The sequence below is a fragment of the Methyloversatilis thermotolerans genome (assembly GCF_000372885.1).
GTDB lineage: Bacteria > Pseudomonadota > Gammaproteobacteria > Burkholderiales > Rhodocyclaceae > Methyloversatilis > Methyloversatilis thermotolerans.
The window spans coordinates 3,883,110-3,907,959 of record NZ_KB889967.1 but is presented as its reverse complement, the minus strand read 5'-3'; the positions used below and the strand labels follow the sequence as shown (position 1 = coordinate 3,907,959).

27 protein-coding genes are annotated in these 24,850 nt (G+C 65.5%); 10 read left to right on the top strand and 17 right to left on the bottom strand.

The features are described from left to right. Positions 1–423: 423 nt before the first annotated feature. A complete protein-coding gene (locus A3Q7_RS0117840; protein ID WP_018413281.1) occupies positions 424–1,680 on the bottom strand; it encodes an Hsp70 family protein in 1,257 nt (418 codons plus the stop codon). Between the two features lie 192 nt (positions 1,681–1,872). On the opposite strand from A3Q7_RS0117840, the gene A3Q7_RS0117835 reads away from it, so the two are divergent. The 5 genes from A3Q7_RS0117835 (at position 1,873) to A3Q7_RS0117815 (ending at position 7,246) form a co-directional block, all read left to right on the top strand. Further along, positions 1,873–4,509: an EAL domain-containing protein gene (locus A3Q7_RS0117835; protein ID WP_018413280.1), complete on the top strand. Its 2,637-nt coding sequence runs from the start codon at positions 1,873–1,875 to the stop codon at positions 4,507–4,509. Between the two features lie 100 nt (positions 4,510–4,609). Continuing rightward, a complete protein-coding gene (locus A3Q7_RS0117830) occupies positions 4,610–5,098 on the top strand; it encodes a VOC family protein (protein ID WP_018413279.1) in 489 nt (162 codons plus the stop codon). Further along, entirely contained in the window at positions 5,099–5,449 is a 351-nt protein-coding gene (locus A3Q7_RS0117825) for a YciI family protein (protein WP_026224990.1), read from the top strand. 109 nt (positions 5,450–5,558) lie between these two features. Further along, a complete protein-coding gene (locus A3Q7_RS0117820) occupies positions 5,559–5,972 on the top strand; it encodes a YciI family protein (RefSeq protein ID WP_026224989.1) in 414 nt (137 codons plus the stop codon). Between the two features lie 2 nt (positions 5,973–5,974). After that, entirely contained in the window at positions 5,975–7,246 is a 1,272-nt protein-coding gene (locus A3Q7_RS0117815; RefSeq protein ID WP_018413276.1) for an RNA polymerase sigma factor, read from the top strand. Positions 7,247–7,431: 185 nt separating this feature from the next. Here the strand turns inward: A3Q7_RS0117815 and A3Q7_RS0117810 are convergent, their stop codons facing one another. From A3Q7_RS0117810 to A3Q7_RS0117795, 4 genes are all read right to left on the bottom strand, one after another. Then, entirely contained in the window at positions 7,432–8,373 is a 942-nt protein-coding gene (locus A3Q7_RS0117810) for a phosphatidate cytidylyltransferase (protein WP_018413275.1), read from the bottom strand. After that, positions 8,370–8,969 (bottom strand): lysophospholipid acyltransferase family protein, encoded by a 600-nt coding sequence (locus tag A3Q7_RS0117805; protein WP_018413274.1) that lies wholly within the window; start codon positions 8,967–8,969, stop codon positions 8,370–8,372. Before A3Q7_RS0117805 ends, A3Q7_RS0117810 begins: the two co-directional genes overlap by 4 nt. After that, complete coding sequence (locus A3Q7_RS0117800; RefSeq protein WP_018413273.1) at positions 8,963–9,631, bottom strand: CDP-alcohol phosphatidyltransferase family protein; 669 nt, start codon at positions 9,629–9,631, stop codon at positions 8,963–8,965. Before A3Q7_RS0117800 ends, A3Q7_RS0117805 begins: the two co-directional genes overlap by 7 nt. A gap of 252 nt (positions 9,632–9,883) precedes the next feature. Continuing rightward, a complete protein-coding gene (locus tag A3Q7_RS0117795; RefSeq protein WP_018413272.1) occupies positions 9,884–10,525 on the bottom strand; it encodes a Crp/Fnr family transcriptional regulator in 642 nt (213 codons plus the stop codon). 300 nt (positions 10,526–10,825) lie between these two features. On the opposite strand from A3Q7_RS0117795, the gene A3Q7_RS20120 reads away from it, so the two are divergent. After that, entirely contained in the window at positions 10,826–11,161 is a 336-nt protein-coding gene (locus tag A3Q7_RS20120; RefSeq protein ID WP_269745091.1) for a BLUF domain-containing protein, read from the top strand. Between the two features lie 89 nt (positions 11,162–11,250). Here A3Q7_RS20120 and A3Q7_RS20980 read toward each other — a convergent pair whose 3' ends face one another. The 4 genes from A3Q7_RS20980 to A3Q7_RS0117770 form a co-directional block, all read right to left on the bottom strand. Next, entirely contained in the window at positions 11,251–11,739 is a 489-nt protein-coding gene (locus A3Q7_RS20980) for a DUF805 domain-containing protein (RefSeq protein WP_018413269.1), read from the bottom strand. Positions 11,740–11,965: 226 nt separating this feature from the next. Next, positions 11,966–12,523 carry a cohesin domain-containing protein gene (locus A3Q7_RS20350; RefSeq protein ID WP_018413268.1) on the bottom strand — a complete coding sequence of 186 codons (558 nt, stop codon included), beginning with the start codon at positions 12,521–12,523 and terminating at the stop codon, positions 11,966–11,968. A gap of 35 nt (positions 12,524–12,558) precedes the next feature. Next, on the bottom strand, positions 12,559–14,346 hold the full coding sequence (locus A3Q7_RS20100) for an amidase family protein (RefSeq protein WP_018413267.1): 1,788 nt from the start codon (positions 14,344–14,346) through the stop codon (positions 12,559–12,561). Between the two features lie 309 nt (positions 14,347–14,655). Next, positions 14,656–15,078: a hypothetical protein gene (locus tag A3Q7_RS0117770; protein ID WP_018413266.1), complete on the bottom strand. Its 423-nt coding sequence runs from the start codon at positions 15,076–15,078 to the stop codon at positions 14,656–14,658. Between the two features lie 132 nt (positions 15,079–15,210). Here A3Q7_RS0117770 and A3Q7_RS0117765 point away from each other — a divergent pair, with 132 nt between their 5' ends. Together A3Q7_RS0117765 and A3Q7_RS0117760 are read left to right on the top strand one after the other, a co-directional pair. Next, positions 15,211–15,603, top strand: coding sequence for a BLUF domain-containing protein (locus tag A3Q7_RS0117765; protein WP_026224986.1), 393 nt, complete (start codon positions 15,211–15,213; stop codon positions 15,601–15,603). A 91-nt stretch (positions 15,604–15,694) separates the two neighbouring features. Beyond that, the gene (locus A3Q7_RS0117760) at positions 15,695–16,834 is read left to right on the top strand and encodes a hypothetical protein (RefSeq protein WP_018413264.1); all 1,140 of its coding nucleotides are present in this window, start codon (positions 15,695–15,697) and stop codon (positions 16,832–16,834) included. Between the two features lie 293 nt (positions 16,835–17,127). Here A3Q7_RS0117760 and A3Q7_RS0117755 read toward each other — a convergent pair whose 3' ends face one another. From A3Q7_RS0117755 to A3Q7_RS0117745, 3 genes are read right to left on the bottom strand one after another with little or no spacing between them, the layout of a single operon-like run. Further along, complete coding sequence (locus A3Q7_RS0117755; RefSeq protein ID WP_018413263.1) at positions 17,128–17,538, bottom strand: low affinity iron permease family protein; 411 nt, start codon at positions 17,536–17,538, stop codon at positions 17,128–17,130. A gap of 43 nt (positions 17,539–17,581) precedes the next feature. Continuing rightward, positions 17,582–17,980 (bottom strand): hypothetical protein, encoded by a 399-nt coding sequence (locus A3Q7_RS0117750; RefSeq protein WP_018413262.1) that lies wholly within the window; start codon positions 17,978–17,980, stop codon positions 17,582–17,584. A gap of 13 nt (positions 17,981–17,993) precedes the next feature. Continuing rightward, positions 17,994–18,614: a class I SAM-dependent methyltransferase gene (locus A3Q7_RS0117745; protein WP_018413261.1), complete on the bottom strand. Its 621-nt coding sequence runs from the start codon at positions 18,612–18,614 to the stop codon at positions 17,994–17,996. A 232-nt stretch (positions 18,615–18,846) separates the two neighbouring features. Here A3Q7_RS0117745 and A3Q7_RS0117740 point away from each other — a divergent pair, with 232 nt between their 5' ends. Continuing rightward, complete coding sequence (locus tag A3Q7_RS0117740; protein WP_018413260.1) at positions 18,847–19,467, top strand: hypothetical protein; 621 nt, start codon at positions 18,847–18,849, stop codon at positions 19,465–19,467. 44 nt (positions 19,468–19,511) lie between these two features. Here the strand turns inward: A3Q7_RS0117740 and A3Q7_RS0117735 are convergent, their stop codons facing one another. The 4 genes from A3Q7_RS0117735 to A3Q7_RS0117720 all read right to left on the bottom strand — a co-directional run bounded on the left by A3Q7_RS0117735 (position 19,512) and on the right by A3Q7_RS0117720 (position 22,445). Beyond that, entirely contained in the window at positions 19,512–20,279 is a 768-nt protein-coding gene (locus A3Q7_RS0117735) for a lamin tail domain-containing protein (protein WP_018413259.1), read from the bottom strand. Between the two features lie 90 nt (positions 20,280–20,369). Next, a complete protein-coding gene (locus tag A3Q7_RS0117730; protein ID WP_018413257.1) occupies positions 20,370–21,041 on the bottom strand; it encodes a glycine-rich domain-containing protein in 672 nt (223 codons plus the stop codon). Further along, complete coding sequence (locus A3Q7_RS0117725; RefSeq protein ID WP_026224985.1) at positions 21,038–21,520, bottom strand: DUF4262 domain-containing protein; 483 nt, start codon at positions 21,518–21,520, stop codon at positions 21,038–21,040. Before A3Q7_RS0117725 ends, A3Q7_RS0117730 begins: the two co-directional genes overlap by 4 nt. An 85-nt stretch (positions 21,521–21,605) precedes the next feature. Continuing rightward, positions 21,606–22,445, bottom strand: a complete 840-nt coding sequence (locus A3Q7_RS0117720; protein ID WP_157278231.1) for an SPFH domain-containing protein — start codon at positions 22,443–22,445, stop codon at positions 21,606–21,608. A 612-nt stretch (positions 22,446–23,057) separates the two neighbouring features. On the opposite strand from A3Q7_RS0117720, the gene A3Q7_RS0117710 reads away from it, so the two are divergent. Beyond that, entirely contained in the window at positions 23,058–23,804 is a 747-nt protein-coding gene (locus tag A3Q7_RS0117710; RefSeq protein WP_018413253.1) for a DUF5131 family protein, read from the top strand. On the opposite strand, the gene tcmP is transcribed toward A3Q7_RS0117710, so the two are convergent. Then, positions 23,791–24,663, bottom strand: coding sequence for a three-Cys-motif partner protein TcmP (gene tcmP / locus A3Q7_RS0117705; RefSeq protein ID WP_018413252.1), 873 nt, complete (start codon positions 24,661–24,663; stop codon positions 23,791–23,793). The two genes, A3Q7_RS0117710 and tcmP, sit on opposite strands and share 14 nt — an antisense overlap. Between the last annotated feature and the right edge of the window lie 187 nt (positions 24,664–24,850).

Sequence of the window (24,850 nt, the reverse complement as noted above, 5' to 3'; positions counted from 1 at the left end):
CCTGCGCGCTGGGGTGCTCGGCGATGTCCAGCCAGTGCTTGGAGACGTCGATGCCAAAGCACACTGCCTCGTTCTGACTTGTCACGATGGGATCCTCCAGACTAAGGTTCAAAAGGCTTGTCGGGATTCACCACAGCACTGGCTTGCAGGGGGATGGACGGTACCGCGGTCACGGTCCGATGGATTCCTGATCGGTGCTTGGGTGAGGGCGGGACATCTCTCCCACTGTCTGTACGTGCTTGCCGTCAGATCCGGACTGGGTCCCTCCGCCCGACAAGCTATTCCTACGCTTGCCACGGCAGAACATACAAGCGGGCTTGCCCGCGATGCGGCTTCAAACAAAGCCTGCGGTCCGCATCCGCCCCATCGCGGCCGCCGGCCGCTGCGACAGGCGTGCGCTACGCCACGATCGCGCGATGAATGTCAGCCGCCGTAGCGCTGGCGCGCCACCACCGCGAGGCCGCAGCCGACCGAGCCATACAGATCGCCCTCGACCGCGCGCGCCCGCGGAAAGCAGGCGGACAGCGCTCGACGCAGTGCGGGCACGCCGCTGGAGCCGCCAGTGAAGAACAGGGTATCCACCTCATCGCCCCGGATACCGGCCTGCTGCACGCACTGACGCGCCGCATCGCACACGCGGGCGACTTCGCCATCGATGGCGACTTCGAACTGCGCGCGCGGAATCTGCACGACGAGTCCCTCCTCGGCGACATCCATGTCCAGCGGCACGAGTCCGGCATCCGACAGCGCGATCTTCGCCGCCTCCGCACGCATGGCCAGGTGATGCCCGCTGCGCTCGCGCAGCACGCGCAACAGGCGGCCGAAGCGCCGCCCGTCGACCACGTCACGCGCCATGTCCTGCAGACCGGGCAACACATCCCGACGATAGGCGAGATGGATGGTGTGCCAGGTGGCCAGGTTGAAGTAGGTACTGTTGGGCAGCACGGCGCCACTCGTCAGCACGCCACCCATGCCCAGTTCCGGCATGACGGCGGACAGGGACAGGCGCTTGTCGAAATCGGTGCCGCCGATATGCACGCCGGTATTGCCCAGCAGGTCGGCGCTGCGATCGGCATGGTCGCGCCGCTCGGGAGACAGACGCACCAGCGAAAAATCGGAGGTGCCGCCCCCGATGTCGATCACCAGTACCAGCGATTCGCGGTCCACCTGCTGTTCGAAGGCGTGGGCGGCGGCGATCGGTTCGAACTGGAAGCTCACCTCCCCGAACCCGGCCCTGCGCACGATGTCGGCGAGCGTGCTTTCGGCCAGCGCATCCGCCTCGCCATCGTCATCGACGAAGCGGACCGGCCGTCCGACAACCACCTGGTCGAAACGCCGCTGCGCCGCGCTTTCCGCCCTCGCCTTCAGTTCGCGGATGAAGCCGCCTATCAGGTCGCGAAAAGCCAGATGGCGCCCGCCGATATCCGTGCCCGCATCCATCAGACTGCTGCCGAGCAGGCTCTTCATTGCCCGCATCAGGCGTCCCTCGTAGCCCTCTAGATACTCGGCGAGTGCGGCGCGGCCGACCGCGGTGCTGTCCTCGTCGAGATTGAAGAACACGGCTGACGGCAGCGTCGCCTTGCCATCTTCCAGCGGAAGCAGGCGCAGGGCGTCATCGTCGTGGATGGCGGCAGTCGAATTCGAGGTGCCGAAGTCGAGGCCGAGGGCGGAAGAGGTCATGACGGGGCGAGGTCGCGCGGGCGACCGGACGAACGGCCGGCGAGCGTAAGCGCTCGTCGCCACCGGCGCAAGCGCACGGATGTTTCAGCGATACCGCAGGAACACGCCTTGCATTAACCTTGCCCCCTGGCCTGCCGATAACCGGCATGGCGCCGCAGTATTTCCTCCTGTACGCAAGGGCTTGATCAAAGGATGGCACTGGACCTCATCAAGGCCACCGCGCTGATTCTGGCGCTGGGGATGCTTCAGGGCTTCAATTCGCGTCTGTGGCACAGCCGGCCGCGGATCCGCGCCGTATCGTCCGGCCTCATCTTCGGCCTGCTCGGCATCCTCTGCATGATGATGCCGATCACACTGGCGCCCGGTGTCATTTTCGACGGACGTTCGGTGGTGCTGTCCATGGCGGGCGTTTTCGGCGGACCGCTGCCGGCACTCATCGCCGCGGCCATGAACATGGCCTACCGGCTGTCCATCGGCGGCCCCGGAGCGTGGATCGGCGTGTCGGTCATCGCGATGTCGACACTGGCCGGACTGTCCCTGCGCCATCTGATGCGCAGCGGCAGGGTGCGCGCCGGCTTCGCCGCCTTCCTCGTCCTGGGTGTCGTGGTACATGTGCTGGCGCTGCTGCTGTTCCAGCTCTTTCCGGCGCCCTACGCGCAGCGCATACAGGACGAACTGTTCTGGATCTATCTGCTGACCCTGGTACCGGCAACCGTCTTGCTCGGCATGTTGCTGCTCGATTTCGACCGCCGCCGACGCGTGGAGGACGCGCTGCGTGCCAGTGAAGCGCGACTGGGCGCCATCACCGATGCCATTCCCGACGTGCTGATGGTTGTCGACGAAGACGGCTGCTATCGCAAGGTACACGCGCCTGCCGACAGCGCACTGGCGGACAGCGGGCCGAAAGTGCTGGAAGGACGACACGTACCCGACGTACTGCCGCCGGACATCGCCCGTGCCTTCATGGATTTCATCCGTCGCACGCTGGACAGCCCGAGCACCCAGGTGCTCGAGTATGTGCGCGACACGCCCCACGGACCGCGTGTATTCGAGGCGCGCGCACGCGCGCTCGAAGCGCCGTTCGAAGGCAGGCGGGCGGCAGTGGTCCTGTTGCGCGACATCACCAACCGGGTCGAACTGGAGGAGGAAAGACGCATCGCCGCCATCGCCTTCGAATCGCAGCAGGGCATGATGATCACCGACGCACACAGCGTCATCCTGCGTGTGAACAAGGCATTCACCGGCATCACCGGCTTTCCGCCCGAAGAGGCCATAGGCCAGAGCACCCGGCTGCTGTCATCCGGACGCCATGACCACGCTTTCTATCGGGCGATGTGGGCGGCACTCCACACGCAGGGCGCCTGGGAAGGCGAAATATGGAACCGCCGGCGCAACGGCGAGGTGTTCCCGGAACGCCTGTCCATCAGCGCGGTGCGCAATGCGCAGGGACTGATCACGCACTTCGTCGCCGCCTTCACCGACATCACCTTCAGCAAGGCGGCCGAGGATGAAATCCGCCGCCTCGCCTTCTTCGATCCGCTCACCGGCCTGCCCAACCGCCGCCTGCTGTCCGACCGCCTGGGCCAGGCCATGGCACACAGCGCACGCAACAACCAGCACGGCGCGCTGATGTTCATCGATCTCGACGATTTCAAGAACGTGAACGATCTGCTCGGCCATCACAACGGCGACCTGCTGCTGCAGAAGGCGGCCGGCCGGCTGCGCGACCTGGTGCGCGAAAGCGATACGGTTGCGCGCTTCGGTGGCGACGAGTTCGTGGTGCTGCTGACCGAACTTCCGGACAACGCAGGGGACGCCGCCCAGCACGCCGAGCGCATCGCCTCGGCCATGCTGACGGCACTGAACCGGCCCTATGTTCTGGACGGACAGACCCGACAGATCGGCGCCAGCATCGGCATCGCGATGTTCAGCGGCAATGGTCTGTCGATCGACGAAATGCTGCGTCGTGCCGATCTGTCGATGTACGAATCAAAGCAGGCTGGCAAGAACACACTGCTGTTCTTCGATCCGGTGATGCAGGAAACGGTGACAGCCCGGTTGCGCCTGGAGGACGAAATCAGGGCCGGCCTCGCCGGAAAGCAGTTCGTCGTGTATTACCAGCCGCAGATCGAGAACGGGCGCGGCATCGCGTCGGCCGAGGCACTGGTGCGCTGGGAACACCCCGAACGCGGACAGATCCCGCCCGGCCAGTTCATCCCGGTGGCCGAACGCGCCGGCCTGATGCCGGCCCTGGGCCGTCTGGTGATGGAGGAGGCACTGCAGCAGCTCGCGCGCTGGTCGCGCGAACCGCACATGGCCCACCTGTCGATGTCCATCAACATCAGTGCCGCCCAGCTCTATCAGGACGATTTCGCCGATCAGGTGCTGGGCGCCCTGCAGCACAGCGGCGCACCGGCGCACCGTATCGTGCTGGAACTGACCGAGTCCATCCTGCTGGGCGACGTCGACGGCGCGATCGCGGTCATGCAGCGGCTGCGTGGACACGGCCTGCGCTTCTCCATCGACGACTTCGGCACGGGGTACTCCTCGCTGGGCTATCTGCAGAAGCTGCCGATCAACGAACTCAAGATAGACCGCAGCTTCGTGCAGTCGCTGGATGGTGGCGAGCGCAGCGCCGCCATCGTGCGCGCGGTGGTCGCGCTGGCTTCGGCGCTGCAACTGAAGGTGATCGCGGAAGGTGTGGAAAGCGAAGCGCAGCGCAGCGCTCTGGTCGGCTACGGCTGCACCTGCTTCCAGGGCTGGCTGTTCGGCCGGGCGCTGCCGCCGGAGGATTTCGAGACCCTGATAGGCCAGGCCGTCGGCGCATGAAGGTCGTGCGCGGCGCACCGGGATGTCGAAACCGTGCGCCGTCATCCGTCGTACCGGACATGCCGCGTCCGCGGCGCGAACCCGTTACCGGAGAATCCCGATGAACGATACCCACTTCCCGCCCCGGCCCGACGCCCTGCACACCGTGACGCCCCACATCGTCTGCAGCGAAGCCTCGGCGGCAATCGACTTCTACCGGCGCGCATTCGGTGCGATCGAACTGATGCGCCTGCCCGGCGCCGAAGGCAGAATCCTGCATGCCCAGGTGCGCATCGGCGATTCGGTCGTGATGCTGGTCGACGCACAGCCCGAGTGGTGCGTGTGCGACCCGAACACCCTGGGCGGCAGCCCGGTCGTGCTGCACCTGCAGGTCGAGGACGTCGACGCCTGGTACGCGCGTGCAGTGACCGCCGGTGCCGCTCCCCTGATGGCGCCGGAGGACATGTTCTGGGGCGACCGCTATGCCCGGGTGCGCGATCCGAACGGCCATGAGTGGGCGATCGCCACGCGCGTGCGCGAGGTGCCGCCGGAAGAACTGCTCGCCCGCGCGGCCACTCTCCGACCCGACTGCAACAGCAAGGAGAACTGAATGCCTCACATGCTGCTCATCATCGAACCGGTCGGCCAGCGTGCCACCCGCAGTGAAGCCGAAGGCCGCGATCTGTATGCACAGATGATGGCCTTCGGCGAAGGCCTGGCCGCGCAGGGACTGCTCATGGGTTCGCAATCCCTGAGCACGGTAGCCACCCGGCTCAGCGAACGCAACGGGCGGACCGAAATCGTCGATGGTCCGTTCGCCGAAGCCAAGGAACTGGTCGGCGGCTATTTCATCCTCGACACCGAGGACAGGCAACAGGCGCTGGCGATCGCGGCACGCTGTCCGGCGGTTTCCTGGGCCACGGTGGAAGTGCGCCACTTCGCTCCCTGCTTCGAGGGCTAGCCGCGCTCCGGGTGACGGCAAGCGCCGGCATGCCGGCACTGTCGATCCGGCACCCGGCCGCGCGTCGTGCACGGAACGGCGCAACCCGCGCCACACCGGGAGACAGAAGATGCGATACATGATCATCGTCAAAGCCACCACCGACAGCGAAGCGGGGGCCATGCCGGAGGAAGCGCTGCTGGCCGCGATGGCTGGCTATCACGAAGAGCTGGCCCGCGCCGGCGCCCTGCTCGATGCCAACGGACTGCAACCGAGCAGCCGCGGCTGGCGCATCCTTTACCGCGGGACGCAGCGCAGCGTGATCGACGGTCCGTTCGCGGAAACCCGTGAAATGATCGCCGGCTACACGCTGATCCAGGTGGCGTCGCGGGAGGAGGCGCTGGAATGGAGCCGGCGCTTCCCCAATCCCGCGGGCGCAGGCAATGACACCGAAATCGAGGTGAGGCAGGTGTTCGAACTGGACGACTTCGAACCTTCAGGGTCGATGGACCGCTTCCGCGCGCTCGACGCCGGGACGCGCTGAGCATGGCGGCCGGCGGCGACCTGCATCGTACGCTGGACGCAGTCTGGCGCATCGAATCGGCGCGCATCATCGGTGCACTGACGCGGCTGGTGCGCGATGTCGGCATTGCCGAGGAACTGGCCCAGGACGCCCTGGTCGTCGCGCTCGAACAGTGGCCAGTGAAGGGCGTGCCGGACAACCCGGGCGCCTGGCTCACCACCACCGCGCGCAACCGGGCTCTGGACCTGCTGCGTCATCGCGGCATGCAGGCCGCCAAGGCGGATGCGCTGACCTGGGAAATCGAGACGCAGATGCAGGACGGCGCGCCGCCGCCACCGGACGCCGGCTTCGACAATCCGCTCGGCGACGATGTGCTGCGCCTGATATTCATCACCTGCCACCCGGTGCTGTCGGTGGACGCCCAGGTCGCACTCACGCTCAAGCTGGTGGCCGGCCTGTCCACGCCGGACATCGCGCGCGCTTTCCTCGTGCCGGAGGCCACGCTGGCGCAGCGCATCGTGCGCGCCAAGCGCACGCTGACCGAGGCGCGCGTGCCCTTCGACCTGCCGGATGCGGCGGAACTGGGTCGCCGGCTCGACGCGGTGCTCAAGGTGATCTACCTCATTTTCAACGAGGGCTATGCGGCCACCGCCGGCGAGGACTGGATGCGTCCGGCCCTGTGCGAAGAAGCGCTGCGGCTGGGACGCGTGCTGGCCGAACTGGCGCCCGCGGCAGCCGAAGTGCACGGTCTCGTGGCGCTGATGGAAATCCAGGCCTCGCGCCTGCATGCGCGCACCGATGCGCACGGCAATCCGGTACTGCTGCTGGAGCAGAACCGCAGCCGCTGGGACCGCTTGCTGATACGGCGAGGCCTGGCGGCGCTGGAACGCGCCGCGGCGCTCGGCGGCTTCGGTCCCTATGCACTGCAGGCGGCGATCGCCGCCTGCCACGCGCGCGCGGCACGCGCCGAGGATACTGACTGGGCGCGCATCGCCGCACTGTATGACGCGCTGTCCCAGGTGGCGCCCTCACCGGTGGTGGAACTGAACCGCGCGGTCGCCGTCGGCATGGCCTTCGGCCCGCAGGCAGGTCTGGACATTGCCGACGCACTGCGCGACGAACCGGCGCTGAAGCACTATGCGCTGCTGCCGGCGGTACGCGGCGAACTGCTGGCACGGCTGGGCCGCCATGCGGAAGCGAGCGCTGCCTTCCGCGACGCCGCTGCACTGACACGGAACGCGCGCGAACGCGCACTGATGGAGGACAGGACACGCGCCGAGGGCAGCAAGACCTGACGTCGCATGGACCGGGCAAAAGAACGGCGGCGACCCGCAGGCCGCCGCCATCAACTCACAGCGCATCGCTGTGGAGGAGGAAGAGGCTCGCAGTGTGGCAGCGGATCGCTACGCCACCGTGTCAGCGACGGACAGACCCGCCCGGCCTCACCCGGGAAGAAGCGGAAAGCCGTTCAGGTGAAGACTCAGGTGAAAAAATAGCGCGTGACATGGAAGAACACCGGTGCCGCGAAACTGACCGAATCCATGCGGTCCATCATGCCGCCGTGGCCGTGGATCATGCTGCCCCAGTCCTTGGCACCCAGGCTGCGCTTCACCGCCGACAGCACCAGTCCGCCGAGAAAGCCCATCGCGACGATGACTGCGGACATGGCGGCCGCCTGCGCGGGCGTAAACGGCGTGATCCACCACATGGCGGCACCGATGGCCGTGGCCGACAGCGCACCGCCGATCAGCCCCTCCACCGTCTTCGACGGACTGACTGCCGGCGCCACCTTGCGCCGGCCGAACAGCTTGCCGAACACGTACTGCAGCACATCGGACAACTGCACCACCAGCAGCAGGTAGAACAGCAGCAGCGCATTGCGTCCCTCGTAGCCCGGTATGTCGAGCAAGAGCAGCGCCGGCACATGGCTGATGCAGTAGATCGTCAGCATGACGCCCCACTGAATCTTCGCCGCGCGTTCGAGAAAGTGTTCCGTGTCCTGCGCCAGCACCGACAGAGAAGGCAGCAGCAGAAAACCATAGACCGGGATCAGTATCGAGAACAGCGCATACCACTGGTCCGCGATCAGGGCGTACTGCAGCGGCAGCACGATGAAGAAGGACACCGACAGCGCGCGATGGTCGCCCGGCCGGGTGGGCGTGAGCGTCATGAACTCGCGCAGCGCGCACCAGGATATGAGCGCGAACATGAGCAGGGTGGCCGTGCGGCCGAGCACGAAGGCCACCGCGAAAACGCCCACCATGACCCACCACGCCTTGATGCGTGCATTCAGGTTGTCCACCACGGCGCGGGCGGACTCGCTGCCGGCGCGACGCGCCAGCGTCCAGCCCACCAGCGAGGACAGCAGCAGCACGGCAACGATGCCGCCCATGAGCCCGTTGAAGGTGTCCTGCGCACTCATGCGAGCTCCGTCACTGCGCGCCGTGCGCGCTCAAGGAAATCGGCCCGGGTTTCACCGGCGATGCGGGCAAGCGGCGCACCGAAGCGCACGGTACAGATGAGCGGCACCGGAAACACGCTGCCCTTGGGCATGCAGCGGTGCAGGTTCTCGAGATAGACCGGCACCAGTTCGACATCGGGAAAGCGCTCGGCCAGGTGAAACAAGCCGGCCTTGAACGGCGCCGGCAGCGCTTGCAGGTTGCGCGTCCCTTCCGGGAACAGGATGAGCGAATCGCCTGCGTCCAGCGCTTCAGCCAGCGGCGCCAGAGGGTCTTTCGTCGCCTCGCTGCGCTGGCGCTCGATGAATACGGCGTTCAGCCCGCGCACCGCGATGCAGCGGCGCACCGGATCGGCATTCCAGTAATCGGCCGCGGCCACCGGCCGGGTACGTCGGCGCAGCGCGCGCGGCAAGGCCGACCACAGCGCCAGGGTGTCGATATGGCTGGAATGGTTGGCGAAATAGATGCGCTGTGCAGCCGTCGGCACGCTGCCCATCCAGCGCGGCGCAGCGCCGACCAGCGCGCGGGTGAGACCGATCAGCAGCGCGGAAATCAGCATGCGCGCTCCGCGTCCTGCAACTGGCGTGCGATGTCGCGCGTGCGGGTGACGCAGGTGAGTGCCGAACCGAGCGCGATCGTCACGCAGGCAACCTTCAAGGACCACAGACTTCCCGCCCATACCTGTTCTCCGGCGCCGATCAGGCAGGCGCCTGTCATGACCGCCATGCGGTGCTGCTTGGCCATCGGACCGCGAAAGCTCTGCGCCAGACCGAGCGCGCCGCCCGCCAGCCGGACATAGGCGGTCAGCGCGGCCGCCAGGGCGCCGGACCAGCCCCAGGCCGGCATGCCGGACGCGTATCCCAGTGCCACGATGAACAGCGAATCTGCGATGCGATCCGGGAATTCGTTGTACAGCGCACCGAGCGGCGATTTCCTGCCGCCCTCGACCGCTACCATGCCATCGAGCAGATTGCACACCAGGCGCCCCTGAATGGCCAGCGCGCAGCCGACCAGGCCGACCAGCGTGGGCCAGCGCAGCAAAAGCAGCGCGCCGACCACCGCGAACACGATGCTGAACACGGAAATCTGGTTGGGCGTTACCCGGGTGCGTGCCAGCCATGCCGCCGCATGCTGCGCCCAGCCGGCGGAGCGGGCGGCGATCGGGCGGCGGTTGCCCGGGCGCGGCGATGCGGGCTCCGGACGACGGTCGCGATCAGTCATCGGAACACCCCGTCTGCACCATGACGCTCACGCTCGTCCGCACCGGCGTGCGACGGACCGGTTGCACAGGCCCGCCTTCGCGGACGTCCACCGGCGCGAACGGCGCAGGCCGCATGCCCTGATCCGCTGACGCTCATGATCCATCGCCCGATTTCACGATTCATCTTGCCGGCCTCCGATGCACACTGTCACGACGCCAATGAACCCGATACATGCCTGTTTGCGCCCGGCCGGAAGAAACCGCCCGCCGCGTCAGATCAGCGGGCGATCTTCCAGCTCGCGGGCCTCATAGTCGGCCAGCGACTGCAAGGACGCCAGCGCACCCAGCGTCAGGCGACCACGTTCCAGATGGAGCATCTTCATCGCATGCAGACGCCTGAGTGTGCGGTTGGTATGCACCAGAGACAGCCCCAGCGCGTCTGCCACATGATGCTGGGTGAGCGGAAAAGGCACGCTGTCGCCATCCGCCAGACCCAGCGCGCGCACCCGCTTGAACAGGTGTATGAGCAGCATCGCCACCCGCTCCAGTGCGCTGCGACGCCCCACGCTCACCAGATTGTCGTCGACCAGCAACTTTTCATGCGCACACAGCCAGGTGACATCGAAACCCAGTTCAGGATGGGCGCGGAACAACGGCCACAGCGCGTCACCCGGAAAAACGCACAGGGTCACATCGGTCAATGCCTCCACGCCGGTGCGCTCGACATCGAGAAGATTGCCCTGCAAGCCGATGAAATCGCCGGGCAGCAGGAAATTCAGTATCTGCCGGCGCCCGTCGGCAAGCGTCTGATAACGGAATGCCCAGCCAGTCAGCAGGGTATAGAGTTCGCTGCGCTTGTCGCCCTGCCGGAGCACGGGCGCCTGGGCCGGAACACTTCGCTCGCGAACCTTCATGCCTTGAATGAAATCGCGTTGCTCCGGCGTTACCGAAGCGAAGGCGGGCAAGGCGCGAAGCGGGCATTGGTTACAGGCGATTTCAGACTTCATGGCGGTGGGCGGGCAGACCGGACGCATCCCGGCGACCGCATGATGCCATCGCTGAGCCGCCGGATCACATTTCGCGCCGCATATGTCATTTGATATTGCGGTAAAGCCGCTCGGCTCACTACAGTGGGAAACCGTCAGCCGGAGTCTCGCCTTGATCCCTTACCAACTTGTCTATGTCAGCAAGCTCGCGCCGGATGCCCCGTTCGAGTGCATTCCGGACATCGTCCGGTCGGCAGGATAAAGAATCCGCAGCGCGGATTGACCGGCATGCTCCTCTTCGACGGACGTCGCATCTGTCAGTATCTCGAAGGCCGTCGTACGGACGTCGTTGTCATGGGAGGGCTGATCGAAACCGACCGCCGCCACACCGGATTCCGCGTACTGCACGAAGGCGAACTTGCGGGATCCCGCCTGTTCTCCCGCTGGAGCATGGGCTATGCGCCGATACAGAACGCCGATCTGGACAGGCTGGCCTCCTGCTCAGGCCCGGCCGTGGTCGACGAGTTGATACGCCGGCTGCCTTCGTTCTATGTCGCACCTTGACGGGCGAGACGGGATCTCCGTCGCTGCGCACGACCGGGTCGGGCGGTTCCGTCCCCGATGCCGCGCTGCCGAAGGCGTGCGGCATCCGCTCATCCGGTCACCGCGGCCGGTGCGCCATGCGCATTGGCGCCGTCGTCGCCCTCACTCGCCAGCCACCAGATGAGCGGAATCAGGCCGATCACCGTGAAGGCGATGAGCTGCCACCAGCCGCTGCGGCCGGTATCGTGCAGCCGCCGCGCCGCGGCCGCGATCGTGGGCAGCAGCAGCGCGAGATTCACCAGCAGGGGCAGCGTCCCCGAACCGTCCACGATGCCGCTGCCCCAGCCGACCAGCACCGTGAACAGGTAGAACCACCAGTATTCGGCGCGCGTGGCACGCCCGTTGAAATCCGCGTACTTGCGCAGGCAGGTGGTGATCGCATCGCCGAAGCTCATCATCGGCCGCTCGTCGCGCCCTGGCTGGCTCGCCGCAGGTGGCGCGACCGGCGGAGACGCGGCGAATGGATCGAGGCTGGCGCCGCATGCCGCGCAGAACTTCGCGCCCGTCTGGTTCTCATGTCCGCACTTCTGGCAATTCATCGCATCCTCCCGAGGCAGTCTTTTCCGATCCGGGGTACGCCCTCGCGCGGCCGGACCCTTTGCGTGAAGCATGTACAGGACCTGCTGGCTGCACATGACGGGCGCAAAGTATAGGACTTCGGAATGATGCCGGAGCAGGCGGCATTGCGCATCGCCAGAAAGAAGAAAGGCGACATCGGGCTGCGAACCCGATGTCGCCGGGGCAAGCACAGGCCGCGCGGGCGGATCAGGCGCGCCGGCGCGCCAGTCCGACCAGCCCGAGGCCGGCCAGCAGCAGCGCGTAGGCATGCGGTTCCGGCACCACGGTGACGCTGGACGGCAGTACCGCGGGCAGCAGGGCGTCACCGAAGGCGTCGCCCAGCGCATTGACGCCCAGCGACAGTCCGCTTACGCCTTGCGCGAGTGCCTTGAAGCTCAGCGTGACCAGCGTGAAACTGTCCGGCTGCAGCAGCGCGAGGTCGTCCGGGGTGTCGAAGGACAGCTCATAGAGGTTGAGCGAACCGAAACCCGAGGACGACACCGTGAACAGGCTGCCCAGTTCGAGCACATCCAGCCCGTTGCCGAAACTCACGCCGAACAGGCGCACGACCGATGGATCGAAGCCCAGATCCAGATCATAGGTGCCGATCGCCAGCGAGCCGTCCAGCCCGGACACGACCAGATCGACGGTGAAGGTGTCGCCGACGCCGACCACCGTTGCCGACGGCAGCACGGACAGCGATTGCGCGTGCGCGAAGCCGGACAGCAGCGACGCGGAAAGCAGCAGGGTGCGAAGGAATTTCATGGAGGTCCTCTGTCTGGAGATGAAAGATCGATGATTCACTTGGTGGCGCAGCGGGCACGCGAGCACAGCGCTGTGATGCGGCGCGTGTCGAGCGCGGTGATGCGCCCGTCGCGATCCACGTCGGCCTTGTCGTACGGGCCGGTCGCCGGCTGGTTCAGGCGCTTGCTCACCAGGGAAATGTCGGCGCTGTCGACCGAGCCGTCGCCATTCACGTCGCCCAGTTTCACGACATCGCTCACCAGCGCGGGCGTACTGGACGGCGGCACGCGACCCTGATTGAGCTGTTCGAAGGCATAGCCCAGGGCGATCAGCTTCGCCTCGCCGAAGGCGCGGCCGGCGAAGGAAATGCCGGACGGGATGGGTACGCCATTCGATTCGACGAAGCCCAGCGGCACGACGATGGACGGATAGCCGGCGCGCGCCCAGGTGCCGGCGCTGCCGCTGCCGGAATAGACGATGGCGTCGTAGTCGTCCTCGGTACCCTCGATGCCGTCCGGCCCGTTCAGCGCCCCGTTGATGATGCCGCGCGAACGTTCGTAGCCCAGGTCACGATTGGCGATATAGGTCGCCGTGTCGGCGCTGTCCGGACTGATGTCGAGCGCATTGGAAGCGATGAACGAAGTCTGGCCGTACTTCAGCGCGATGCCGGCATTCGCCTGGTTGAAGGCGATAAGATCGGCCAGGGACTGGATGGGAAAGGTGTCCGGCAGCGTATCCAGATAGGCATTCACGTCGCGCTTCTGGCCGTAGTTCAGGATGCCCGGCACGCCGATGGAGGCCAGCGCCGGAATCTGGTCCACCGTGGCGCCGGCCGCCCGCATCTTCGCGATGGCCGCATTCATCAGATCGGCCCGGTTGTTCGGGAAGGGCGGCACCGCGAGACGCGCGCCCTGCAGCGCGTTCTTGTCGAGGAAGGGCGTGTAGTCGCTGAGGCATTTGCCTTCATCCAGGCAGGCTTCGGTCGCCGGATCGTTCGGGTCGTACCCGGCGATCACGCCGAGCACGATGGCGGCATCGGTCACCGTGCGGGTCATCGGACCCGCCGTGTCCTGATCCGCGGTGATCGGGATGATGCCGTCGCGGCTGACCAGACCCACGGTAGGCTTGATGCCGACGATGCCATTGGCGTTGGACGGGCTCAGGATGGAACCGGAGGTTTCGGTGCCTATTGTCACCGCCGCCAGATTGGCCGCCGTGGCGATGCCCGAGCCGGAACTCGATCCGCTGGGGCTGAGCCGCGGCCGGCCGTCACCCCCCGGCAGCGGCACCGGATCATAGGGATTGAAACCGTAGCCGCCGAGCGAGCTGTAACCGGCCGGCATGCCGCTGGTGACGAAGTTCGCGAATTCGGTGAGCGTGAGCTTTCCGAGAATGACCGCCCCGGCCGCGCGCAACTTGCGCGTGATGAAGGCGTCGTCGAACGGAATGGAGCCGGCCATGCCCACCGCACCGCCGGTGGTCGGCATGTCTCCGGTGTCGATGATGTCTTTCAGCCCCACCGGAATGCCGTGCAGCGGTCCCACCGGCCGCCCTGGCGCGAAGCGCAGCGCATCCAGCGTATTGGCCTCGGACACCGCCTGCGGATTGACATGCAGATAGGCATTCAGCGCCGGACCGGCGTCGTCGTAAGCGGCGATCCGCGCCAGGTACATCTTCACCAACTGTTCCGACGACAGCAGGCCCGACTGCATGGCGGCCTGCATCTGCGGCACCGTGGCTTCGAGCAAGCTGAACTGCGTCGGCGTGCTCTGCGCGATCGCCTGCGACGCGGCCACGCCCGACAGCGCGGCAAACATACAGGCGACAACCCTCTTCATTTTCATGGACGACCTTTCGTGCGAATGAGTTGGAAACGGCGAAAAAGTCTTCTGACACCGGCCGCTTGACCGGGCCTGCCGCCCAACGCACGAAGCGTTCCACAACAAACTTACAAAGAGGATTTATTCAAAATCATATGGATGCGATCATTTTTTGACTCTATCCAGTTGCTTTGGAAAGACTTCGTTATGCAATGCAATCTTTGCACCGGCAAGGGGCGCAGGCGGGATGCATTCCCGACGTGGTGCAGGCACCATGAAACTGCCCGGCAACGGTGCGGCTCGACATGACAGGCGCGGATGCGCGCAGCCGACTCAAGCACGGAAAGGCCTGATCGCGCCGAAGCCGATGAGCAGCCAGAAGAACGCCGACATCGCGTAGGGCGCCACCATGGTGAGCAGCACGATGTCGCGCCAGATATCCTGATCGTCGGGCAGGGTCAGCCCGTGTGCGCGGACCGCCGCGTCCTGGTAGAACGCGACAAGGGTGGAAATGCGGAATTCGGCAAGCAGGAAAAGCATGGACAGCCCAAAGCCGCCGCCGGCCAGCAGCAGGCGTTGTCCGGCGTGCTCGACGAAGGCGCTGCCGCCATGCGAGAAAGGAAATGCCATCAGCGCACCGAGCACGGCAGTGAATACCGTGAACATGGCGAAGCGCATGGTGCCGTAGTGGCGCGCGGTCTCGCTGGTCAGACGCGCACGTTCGAGTCTTTCCTGCTCGGGGCAGTCCTTGCACATGGTTCGCTGTGTCCGTTCCGGTTTCGCTGCACAATACCGCAGGCATGCGCCGGCTGCGAACCGGGCCGGGCATGTCTATTGCCCGCGCGGTGCCGAATGTCCAGAATTCCGCCATTGCCCGGAGCTCATGCCTTGATTCCCTATCAACTCATCTACACCAGCACGCTCGCTCCACATATCTCACCTTCCTGCGTGGTGGACATCATGCTGGCCTCCCGGCAGAAGAATCCCGAGCGCGGACTGACCGGTCTGCTGCTGTTCGACGGACGGCACTTCTGCCAGTACCTCGAAGGGACGCGCACCAACGTGGTCGTGATGTGCGGCCTCATCGAAACCGACCCCCGACACAGCAACTTCACCGTGCTGCATGAAGGACCTCTGCTCGGCGAGCGACTGTTCGCGGACTGGAGCATGGCCTACGCCCCGACCGACGGTTCGGTATTTTCCAGCTTTGCCGGCCTCACCGGCCCTGCCGCAGTCGACCATCTGAAAAGTCTGCAAGCCGCCCTGGAAATCGAGGCCTGAACGGTTTGACGACACGGGCATGAACCGATGTTGCAGCGCCACAATCTGCGGCGCATGATGCGGGCATCCCTGGTCATGCTCGAGGCGAGCCATGCGCATCCACGTCCGCGTCCTGTATCTCTTCCTGCTGCATGCGGCAACGGCATTCGCCGATGCGCCTCCGGCCCTGCAACTCGAACCGCGCTTCAGCGTATCCGGACTTTCATCCGGTGCCGCGATGGCGGTGCAGATCGGCGTGGCGCATTCGTCCCGCGTGAGTGGCATCGGCATCGTCGCCGGGCCGCCCTATCTGTGCGCCCAGGGCTTCGTCACCACCGCCGTGAATGACTGCCTGCTGCTGGGCAGAAGCTGGTGGCAGAAGGTATTCGGCGGATGGTTCTCGCCACTGAGCGAAAGCGGCGAAAAGAACATCAACGTCAACGACCTGATCGCCGACACCCGAGAACTGGCGGACGCCGGGCGCATCGACCCGCTGCAAGGTCTGTCCGGCATGCGCGTGTGGGAGTACCGTGGCGAATCGGACACCGTGGTCGGCAGCAAGGCATCGTGGGCGCAGCGTGCCTGGTTCGAGAAGCTGGGCGCCGAATTCCACCGCGAAGCGCCGCGCGCCACGCCCCATACCATGCCCACGGCGGACAGCGACCTCGGCGGCTGCGACGTGAATGCCCCCGGTTATCGCCCCGATCCCGATTACGTGAGCAGTTGTGGCTTCGACGCCGCCGGAACGCTGCTGCGCTGGCTGCGCAAGCGCGACCAGGCGCAGCCGGAGGCGCCGCGCGGCCGCTGGTATGCGCTCGATCAGGGACAGTACATTCCCGACCTCGGCCGCGTCACCGACCCGGCGCAGAAGCGCCGGATGACCGGGCTGGAAGCCCAGGCGCGGGTATTCGTACCCGATGTCTGCCGGCAGGAAACCTGCCAGGTGCACGTCGCGCTGCATGGCTGCGTACAGGGCGAGAAACGCAAGGACTACGACACCTGGGTCGAACGCAGCGGCTACACACGCTGGGCCGGCCCGCTGCGCCTCGTACTGCTGTTCCCGCGCGTCACCGCGATCAAGCCGGGCGAGGCGGGTGCCTGGAGCAACGTATCCAATCCCATGGGGTGCTGGGACTGGTGGGGCTACTCCACGCCACAGCCCTATTACCGCATGCTCGATTACGCCACGCGGCAGGCGCCCCAGATCCGCACCATCACGAATATGGTGGACGCGCTTGGCGCGCAGCCCTAGACGCGACATCGCGGCCGGCATGCGCCGCATCGCGACCTGGGGGTCGCTCCTACGGGAGCACACCCAGACCAAGAACGGAGCCGGCGTGTCGTAGGAGCGAGCCCCGCTCGCGACCCTACCCTCGAACAGAGCCGCCGGCCCGCACACGCCACGTCGCGACCTGGGGGTCGCTCCTACGGGAGCACACCCAGACCAAGAACGGAGCCGGGGTGTCGTAGGAGCGAGCCCCGCTCGCGACCCCACCCCCGAACAAAGCCCGCGGCCTGCACACGCCGCGATCGCGGGGTGCGTCGTCACGGCTCCGGCGTATCGGTGTCCTGGCCGCCCCGGCTCAGTTCCACGCGGGCCTGCGCGGCCAGGCTTTCGTAGCGCTGCCGGAAGGTTTCCAGCGTGTCCTCTTCCAGTTCCTCGAGGTCGAGCAGGGCGTTGTGCGCACCGCGCGTGGCGCGTATGAGCTCGTCGAGCTTGATCTGTATCGCTTCGGTATCGCGGTTCTGCGTGTTCTGGATCAGGAACACCATCAGGAAGGTGACGATGGTCGTGCCGGTATTGATCACCAGTTGCCAGGTATCGCTGAAGTCGAACAGAGGGCCGGTGATGACCCACACGGCGATCACGCCCACGGCGAGCACGAACACGCGCGGGCGGCCACAGAAGCGGGAAGCGGATTTGGCGAAGCGCGCATACCAGGTGATGTCGGTCATGCCTTGATGTCCGGTCGGGTGGGGCGAAGTGTGCAGGCGATGGTCATGGCGACGGACCGGTCGCGTCGATCTCCAGTTCGCGTTCCAGCTCTGCGTGCCGGCGCGACTTGATTTCGCTGCGGCTGAAGAAGTGACCGTCCGGCCAGGTCAGGCCGGCGCTGACCGCCCTCGCCTTCAGCGCAGCGATATCGCGCACGCGCCGGTATGCCCAAAGGCGCCAGCGCGGCACCATGACGGCCCACCACAGCCAGGCGAGCACGAAGCTCGCGGCAAACACCGGCAGCACCATCCACTTGCTGTGGTCCGGCAACAGACCGCGATCAAAAAGCTGGCCGAACAGCCAGAGCGGCGCGCACAGCAGTGCCAGCACCGGCAGGTTCACCCACAGCGTGCCGAGCCAGATGGCGCGCGACACCGATATCGGCCCGATTGCCCGCTTCATGCGCCGGGTTCGGTCAGTGTCCCAGCTTGCGGCAGAAGCAATAGACGAACTTCTGTTCGCTGCCGCCCGGAGTACGGTGCGCTTCGCGCTCGTGACCCAGCAGTTCGAACGGGGCGCCGAACTCGGCGTGCAGGCCGTCGGCGCTGTAGCGCATGACCGGCAGACCGCTGCAGCGCTCGGGACCATCCTCGGCGAAGGTGGCGACAATGACGCGCCCGCCCGGCTTCACCGCGTGCAGCACCTGGCGGATATAGGCCGCGCGCTGACCGGCGTCGGTCAGGAAATGGAACACCGCGCGGTCGTGCCACACATCGTAGGCGTGACGTTCGAAACGGGCCTGCAGGATGTCCGCTTCCAGCCAGCACACCTGTTGCGCCCGTTCGCCCAGCCGGTCGCGCGCGGTGGCGAGCGCGGCGCCCGACAGGTCAAGCACGGAAACGTCGGTGAAACGCGCATCGAGCAGGTCATCGACCAGCGCCGAGGCGCCGCCGCCGACGTCGATGATGGATGCCGCGGGCGCGATGCCTGAGTCAAGTATCAGCTTGAGCGACAGCGCCGCATGCGGCTGGAACCAGCTCACCTCGGTCGAGTCGCGCGTGCTGTAGACACGCTCCCAGTGTTCTTTCGATTCCATCGGATGGCTCCGGTCATCTGTCCGCAAAGTATGCCTCGTCCGTAGCCGTACCGGCGATGTCCCGGCGATTCCGGGCAATGCACGCGCCGCTGCGGCTTCGCCGCGATGCACCGGATTTGATCTGGCGCAAACGGCCGCCGCTTGCAACCGCCGCGCAATCGATCCGTAGCCCGGCCGTCATCCGCACGGGCAATCGTGGCGGCCATCATCCATCAACGGAGTACCTTCAGCGATGACCCGCTTCCTGGACAAGGTCCGCACGCTGCGTGTGGACGACCACCGCTACTACCACCAGAGCCGCATCAACCAGACCCTGCATCTGGTGAGCGCGATCAGCTTTCTGGTCGCCTATGCCCTGCTGTTCATCGACCCGGCGGCGGCCGGTCTGACCGGATGGCTGGTCGGCATGGTGACACGGCAGTCCGGGCACATCTTCTGGGAGCCGCGCGGCTTCGACACGGTGCACGGCGTGAGCTACGAATACAAGGAATCGATCAAGGCCGGCTACAACATGCGGCGCAAGGGCATCCTGATCATGGTGTGGCTGTCCATCCCGCTGCTGCTCAGGGTGCGGCCCGATCTGTTCGGGCTGGTGGACGCGGCGCCCGACTTCGCCGGCTATGTGCATCAGGTCGGTCTGTTCTGGCTGGCCCTGGGCGCCGCCGGACTGCTGCTGCGCACGGCGCACCTGTCGCTGCTGCGCGGACCGTCCTGGGGGCTGGCCTGGGCGGTCAAGGTGCTGACCGACCCGGTGCACAACATCGACATCTACTGGAAATCGCCGCTGGCGCTGCTGCGCGGCGAACGGCTCGACCCGATGCAGGATGTGCTGCCGCCGCAACGCATGGCGTGAGCGGTCCGGCACGCGGGGGCTGCGTGGCCCCCGCGCGGCGCGGCTCAACGGCGCCGGCGGGCCGCCAGCGCGATGCCGCCCAGACCGGCGAGCATCAGTGCCAGCACGGAAGGCTCGGGCACCGGCGCATAGACGCCCGGGTTGGCCAGATCGTGGCGCGCCACCGTTTCCATCATGCTCACCAGCGTGACGCCATCGGCGCCGACCACGTTGTAGGTTTCCAGCGGCACATCGCCCGACAGCACGCTGCCGAAGACATCGCCCGCGACCGAGCGCAGCCAGCTTCCGGTCGAACTGCCGCTGTCGCCATACGGACGGTTGTAGGACACGCCGGACGCATCCAGCCCCTTGGGATAGGTGACCGAATCGACAATGGCGCCGCTGGCGTCATAGATATTGATGGTGTCGTTCTTGCCGAGATTGGACAGCGTGCCGATCGAGAACACCTTGACCGCGTCGGACAGGCCCCACAGCGTGCGGAAGGCGTCCACCGACATTTCGGTCAGCACCGCAGATTCGCCGGCCGCCAGACTGCCGAAGGCCGAACCGAAGGCGATCGGGTCATTCACGTTGTCGTCGTTGTAGACCCAGCCGGTGAGGTCCACCGCCTCGCTGCCCAGATTGGTGATTTCGAAGAACTCGCGCTTGTCGTCCGACACCTTGTAGTTCAGCGTGCCATTGGACTTGTATTCGACGGTATCGACGCCGACACCCTCGAACATCAGCTCGGTGATGCGCACCTGGGCCTGGGCCAGCGGTGCGGAGAAGAACAGCGCGGCAGCCAGCGCGCTCGCGACAGCGGTAAATTTCATGACGGGTATCCGGTTTGCGGGAAACCGGGCAGTGTGGCGCGGCCGCATGTCAGCGCCGTGACATGGCCGCCCGCGTATCGCGGGACCGTCTCAGTCGCCGCCGCAACCGCCGCCATCCGACCCGCCGTCGGACGCGCCGTCATCGAAGCCATCGGTTGCGCCATCGCCGTCGCCGCGGCTGAAATCGCTGCCGCAATAGGCGGTCGAGCCGCCATCTCCGCGCGTGTCGCGCCGCACGCCGTCGCAGTCCGGCAGGTAGCGGAAGCCGCCGTCCACCTGCAGCTTGGCGTCCAGTGCGAACAGCAGCGGCAGGCGCGTGGGCGCGCGCGGATCGATGTTTTCCTCGCGGCAGGCATGCAGCCAGCAGCGCCTCAGCCCGGCGTTCTTCACCTTGTCATCGCCCAGCACCACCGCCGGCGTGTGGTGCAGGAAACGGCCGAAGGCCTTGCGGCAGAAGGCGTCGTAGCTGCGCGTGCACAGAATGAACTCGTGCCACAGATCATCGGCCACCTGGCTGGGCATGGCGACAAAGCGGCGCCCGCTCTTCAGACAGGCGAGGAAGAACTGGCGCAGTCCCTGTGCGACGAGCTGGCAATCCTTCAGCGTCAGGTGCGGATGACGCTTGCGCAGGCGCTCGAACAGTCCCTTGGGCAATTCGGCCTGCCGTATCCACGCCTCGCGGCGCAGCGCGGTCAGACGGACCCACAGCGCAATCACCAGCACCAGGCCGGCCATCGCGAAAACGATCAGCAGCGGACTCATGGCCGGTCCGGGCGCGCGCGTCCGAGCATGGGTTGCAAGGCCCGGAAGGCCTGCGACGCCCCCGGCTCCCAGGGCCAGACGCCACGCGTTGTGGGATAGACGATCTGCACCGCCGTGAAAGCGCGGCGACCGTAATAGCGCGCGCAGCCCAGCATGTAGGGGGCCACGCGCGCTTTCTTCGCCGGCTCGATCAGCACCGGAAAACCCTCGAGAAAACCGTCGCAGGGCTCGCCCCGCACGAAGCGCGTGCCAGCCTGGATCTGGCGCAGGTACTCGTTGATCACCCTGTGCCCCAGCTTCACATCCAGGCCGATCACGATGGCCTCGGGCGCCCCGGTCGACTGCTCGATGCCTATCGAATACGAGAAATTGGGCGCCTGGCCCTCCGGATCGAACACGGTCACGACATGACAGCCATGGGTGCGGATGTCGTCCGCCACCCGCTCGTCGTTCGCCGCGCGTTGTTCAGGCGTGATCACGCTGTGTCTCCATGCGAAGGCCGGAAGGGATTGCGCATCGGCAATGCCGGCCACCGTACACGCAGGCAGGCCCGGTTGCCGCGAACTACTTCCCGGTGTTGATCAAGGGCGTCACCGTCATGCCCGAGGGCACGACGATGGTGTTCGAGTTGCCCTTCTCGGCAAACTTGAGCAGCGCCATGTTCGCCTCATGCTGCAGATATTCGCGCGTGAGCGAACCGGCGATGATCTGGTTCGACTCGGCGATGCCGCGCGCCTCGGTCACCTTGATTTCGGCTTCCTTCTTGGCGATTTCGGTCTGTACCTGCATGGCCTCCAGCTTCTTCTGGTTGGCGACCGCCTGCTGTATCGACTGTTCGATGGACGGATCGGTCTGCACCGAACGCACCACCACGCGCGACACCGTGAACACCCCCGGATCGTTCTTGTCGAGTTCGCCCTGCAACTGCTTCTGTATCGCCAGGCCCAATTGTTCGCGTTGCGTATGGATCACCAGTGAATCCAGCTTGGCGATTTCCTCGTAACAGGCGTTGCGGGCGATGCGCAGTATCAGCTCGTAGGCCGGCATGAAATAGCCGTCGTCGTGCCGCGCCGACTGCGACGCGTACTTCGCCGTGAGCTCGGAAATGCTGCCCGGGTTGGCCCGGTAGTAGATCGACACATCCATGTCGCGCAGCGACAGATTGTCCTTGGCCTTGGGCGTCAGGTCGGTCAGATCGATCGCGATGTCCTTGGCGGAAAACTCATGCACCGACGAAATGAGCGGCCACTTGAGGTACACGCCGGGGCCGATCTCATCGGTGGAAATCACGCCCAGCGTGGTCCGTATGCCGACATTGCCGGTCTGTATCGTGCCCGCCAGCGACATCAGCACGATGGCGCCCGCCACCAGGCCGACCGGCACCAGAACCTTGCCCATAGCCATCAAATCGTCTCCTGTCATGCATGATCGTTTCGTCGCCCCCCTGGCGGGCGGCCCGGAACGCTACTTTATGCGATCCGCCCCGCGTGCGGCATTCAGCTTGCATGAACAGAACATGACGGGCAGCGGCACTCGCGGACCGGAAACCGGCCACGGACACATCGCTGCACAGACAGGCGCGGCAAGCGTCACGCGGTGAGTCGGCAGCGACCGACCCGGAGCGTCGCCACATCGCGCGGCGCCAACGACGGTGCCAGTCGCGGAGCCGCACGCGCCAACACGAGCGATCCGCACAAGCAAACGAGCGGATTGCCGAGCCATGAGCCCAAGTACGCACTGACCCGTCGGACTGACGCCGGACCGGGAAGGGTGGGCCGATGTCGCTCGCACACGAATGTCCATTTGGTGTTCGCGGTGTGTCCTCTATTGTTCCTCGTGAACGCGCTGGAAACCTTCAGTCGAGAAGCGTAGTGCATCCAATCGGAAGCACTTGTCTTGCTCAGAAGGACGGCATCGCGTATACGCACGCAACCAATTTGAATTTCACTAGGCGGAATCCGATTGCGTCCAGCGAAATTCACAACTACTGTATATTTATACAGCTACGAGGTAAGTATGAGCTCAGCTTCGAAAATCGAGTGGACCGAGCTGACTTGGAACCCAGTCTCCGGCTGCACCAAGATCAGTCCCGGCTGCAAGAACTGCTACGCCGAGAAGATGGCGCATCGGCTCCAAGCCATGCGTGCGCCGGGCTATGAGAACGCATTCGAACTGACCCTGCAGCACGCTCGACTGGAACAGCCGCTTGGCCGACGCAAACCGACCGTGTGGTTCGTGAACTCGATGAGCGACCTCTTTCACGAAGACGTGCCGGACGACTACATCGACCAGGTCATGGACGTGATCCGGCGCACGCCGCAGCACACCTATCAGATCCTGACCAAGCGAGCGGATCGCCTGCCTCGCTATTTCAAGACGCGCTCGGTGCCGGGCAACGTCTGGCTCGGCGTGTCCGTCGAAGACCGCAAGTACGGTATGCCACGCATCGCACACCTGCGAAAGGTTGATGCTGCGATTCGTTTTCTGTCGGTCGAGCCGCTGCTTGAAGATGTCGGCGAGCTTGATCTAACCGACATCCACTGGGTAATCGTGGGAGGTGAGAGCGGAAAGAACGCACGTCCCATGGACATCGAATGGGTGCGCAACATCCGTCACCAGTGCGAAGACTCCGGAGCCGCGTTCTTCTTCAAACAATGGGGAGGCTGGGGCGCTGATGGCAAAAAGCGCAGTAAGCACGCGAACGGCCGGCTCTTGGACGGTCAGACGTGGGACGCGTACCCAGGATCTGCTACGCCCGCTTGAGCGAGTGGTGGGCGAACTTCTTCGCCAGCGCGATCGCGTTAGGCTTGTCGTTTGAGATCATAAAGTACAACGCGAACAGTGGTGCACCTTGGGCTCCGCTGCTGCGATGCGCGTAGAGCACTTTCGGCTCGGCAACGTACGGGAAAATCCTTTCCAGCCGACGCGTCACCCACTCAAGCATTTGCATGGGGCCGGCTTCCCGCTCATAGCCAGGCGCATCGTCGAACAAGCCGGCCTGCCGCTTGGGTGCATAAAAATCTCGTTCCCACTCATCCGTCCCCATCATGCGCGTCAGCGCGCGCTTTTTGTCTTCATCGATGCCAGACGCGTCGCGTGCTGCCTGTCTGTAGAACGCCGAGAGCGGGAACAGGTACCAGACATCAGCCACCTTTGAGCGGGCCACCGACTCAAGCGTGGACCACGCGAGCTGCATGCCATAAGGATCGATGAACACGATGGCCCGGTCGCGCCCCAACTGCCTCATCACATCAGGCAAATACTCATTCGCATCGCCCTGCTTCAACTCATAGTTTCGGCGGCCCGCCGCATCGAGCATAGCCCGGAGTCTGTCGATGTGCTTTCGCTCCTTTTCGATGAACACCATCTTGTGGAAGGGCGGCTCGCAGCGCATAGCAATCGAAGCCGAGCCTTCGATCTCGACCCTCGTTTCGCCGTCCCTGATGTTGCAGATGCCTGCACCCGCGAACGCATCAACGTAGTGCAGTTGGAATGGCTGATTCTTCAGCGCGGTGGTGTAGAGCGGCAAGTACTCCTCCACCACCCGCAGCTTCTCTGCGGTGTGCTGTGCACCGAACTCATGCCGTACATCCGAGAACGGATCTTCGCCACCCTGCCCCATTCAGCCCCCATGCCTATCCGCTCAATCCACAGAAACGCTCGACTACAGAAGCCCGGCCGACCGCAAGCCGCATCAGTCGAACCACCCAAACCCCTCATGACCCTGTTCGCTTACGGGAACAACAGGAACCACAGGGGACGCACCACGAATATCTTCCTCAGATCGGCTTTTATTTGAAAACCGGTTT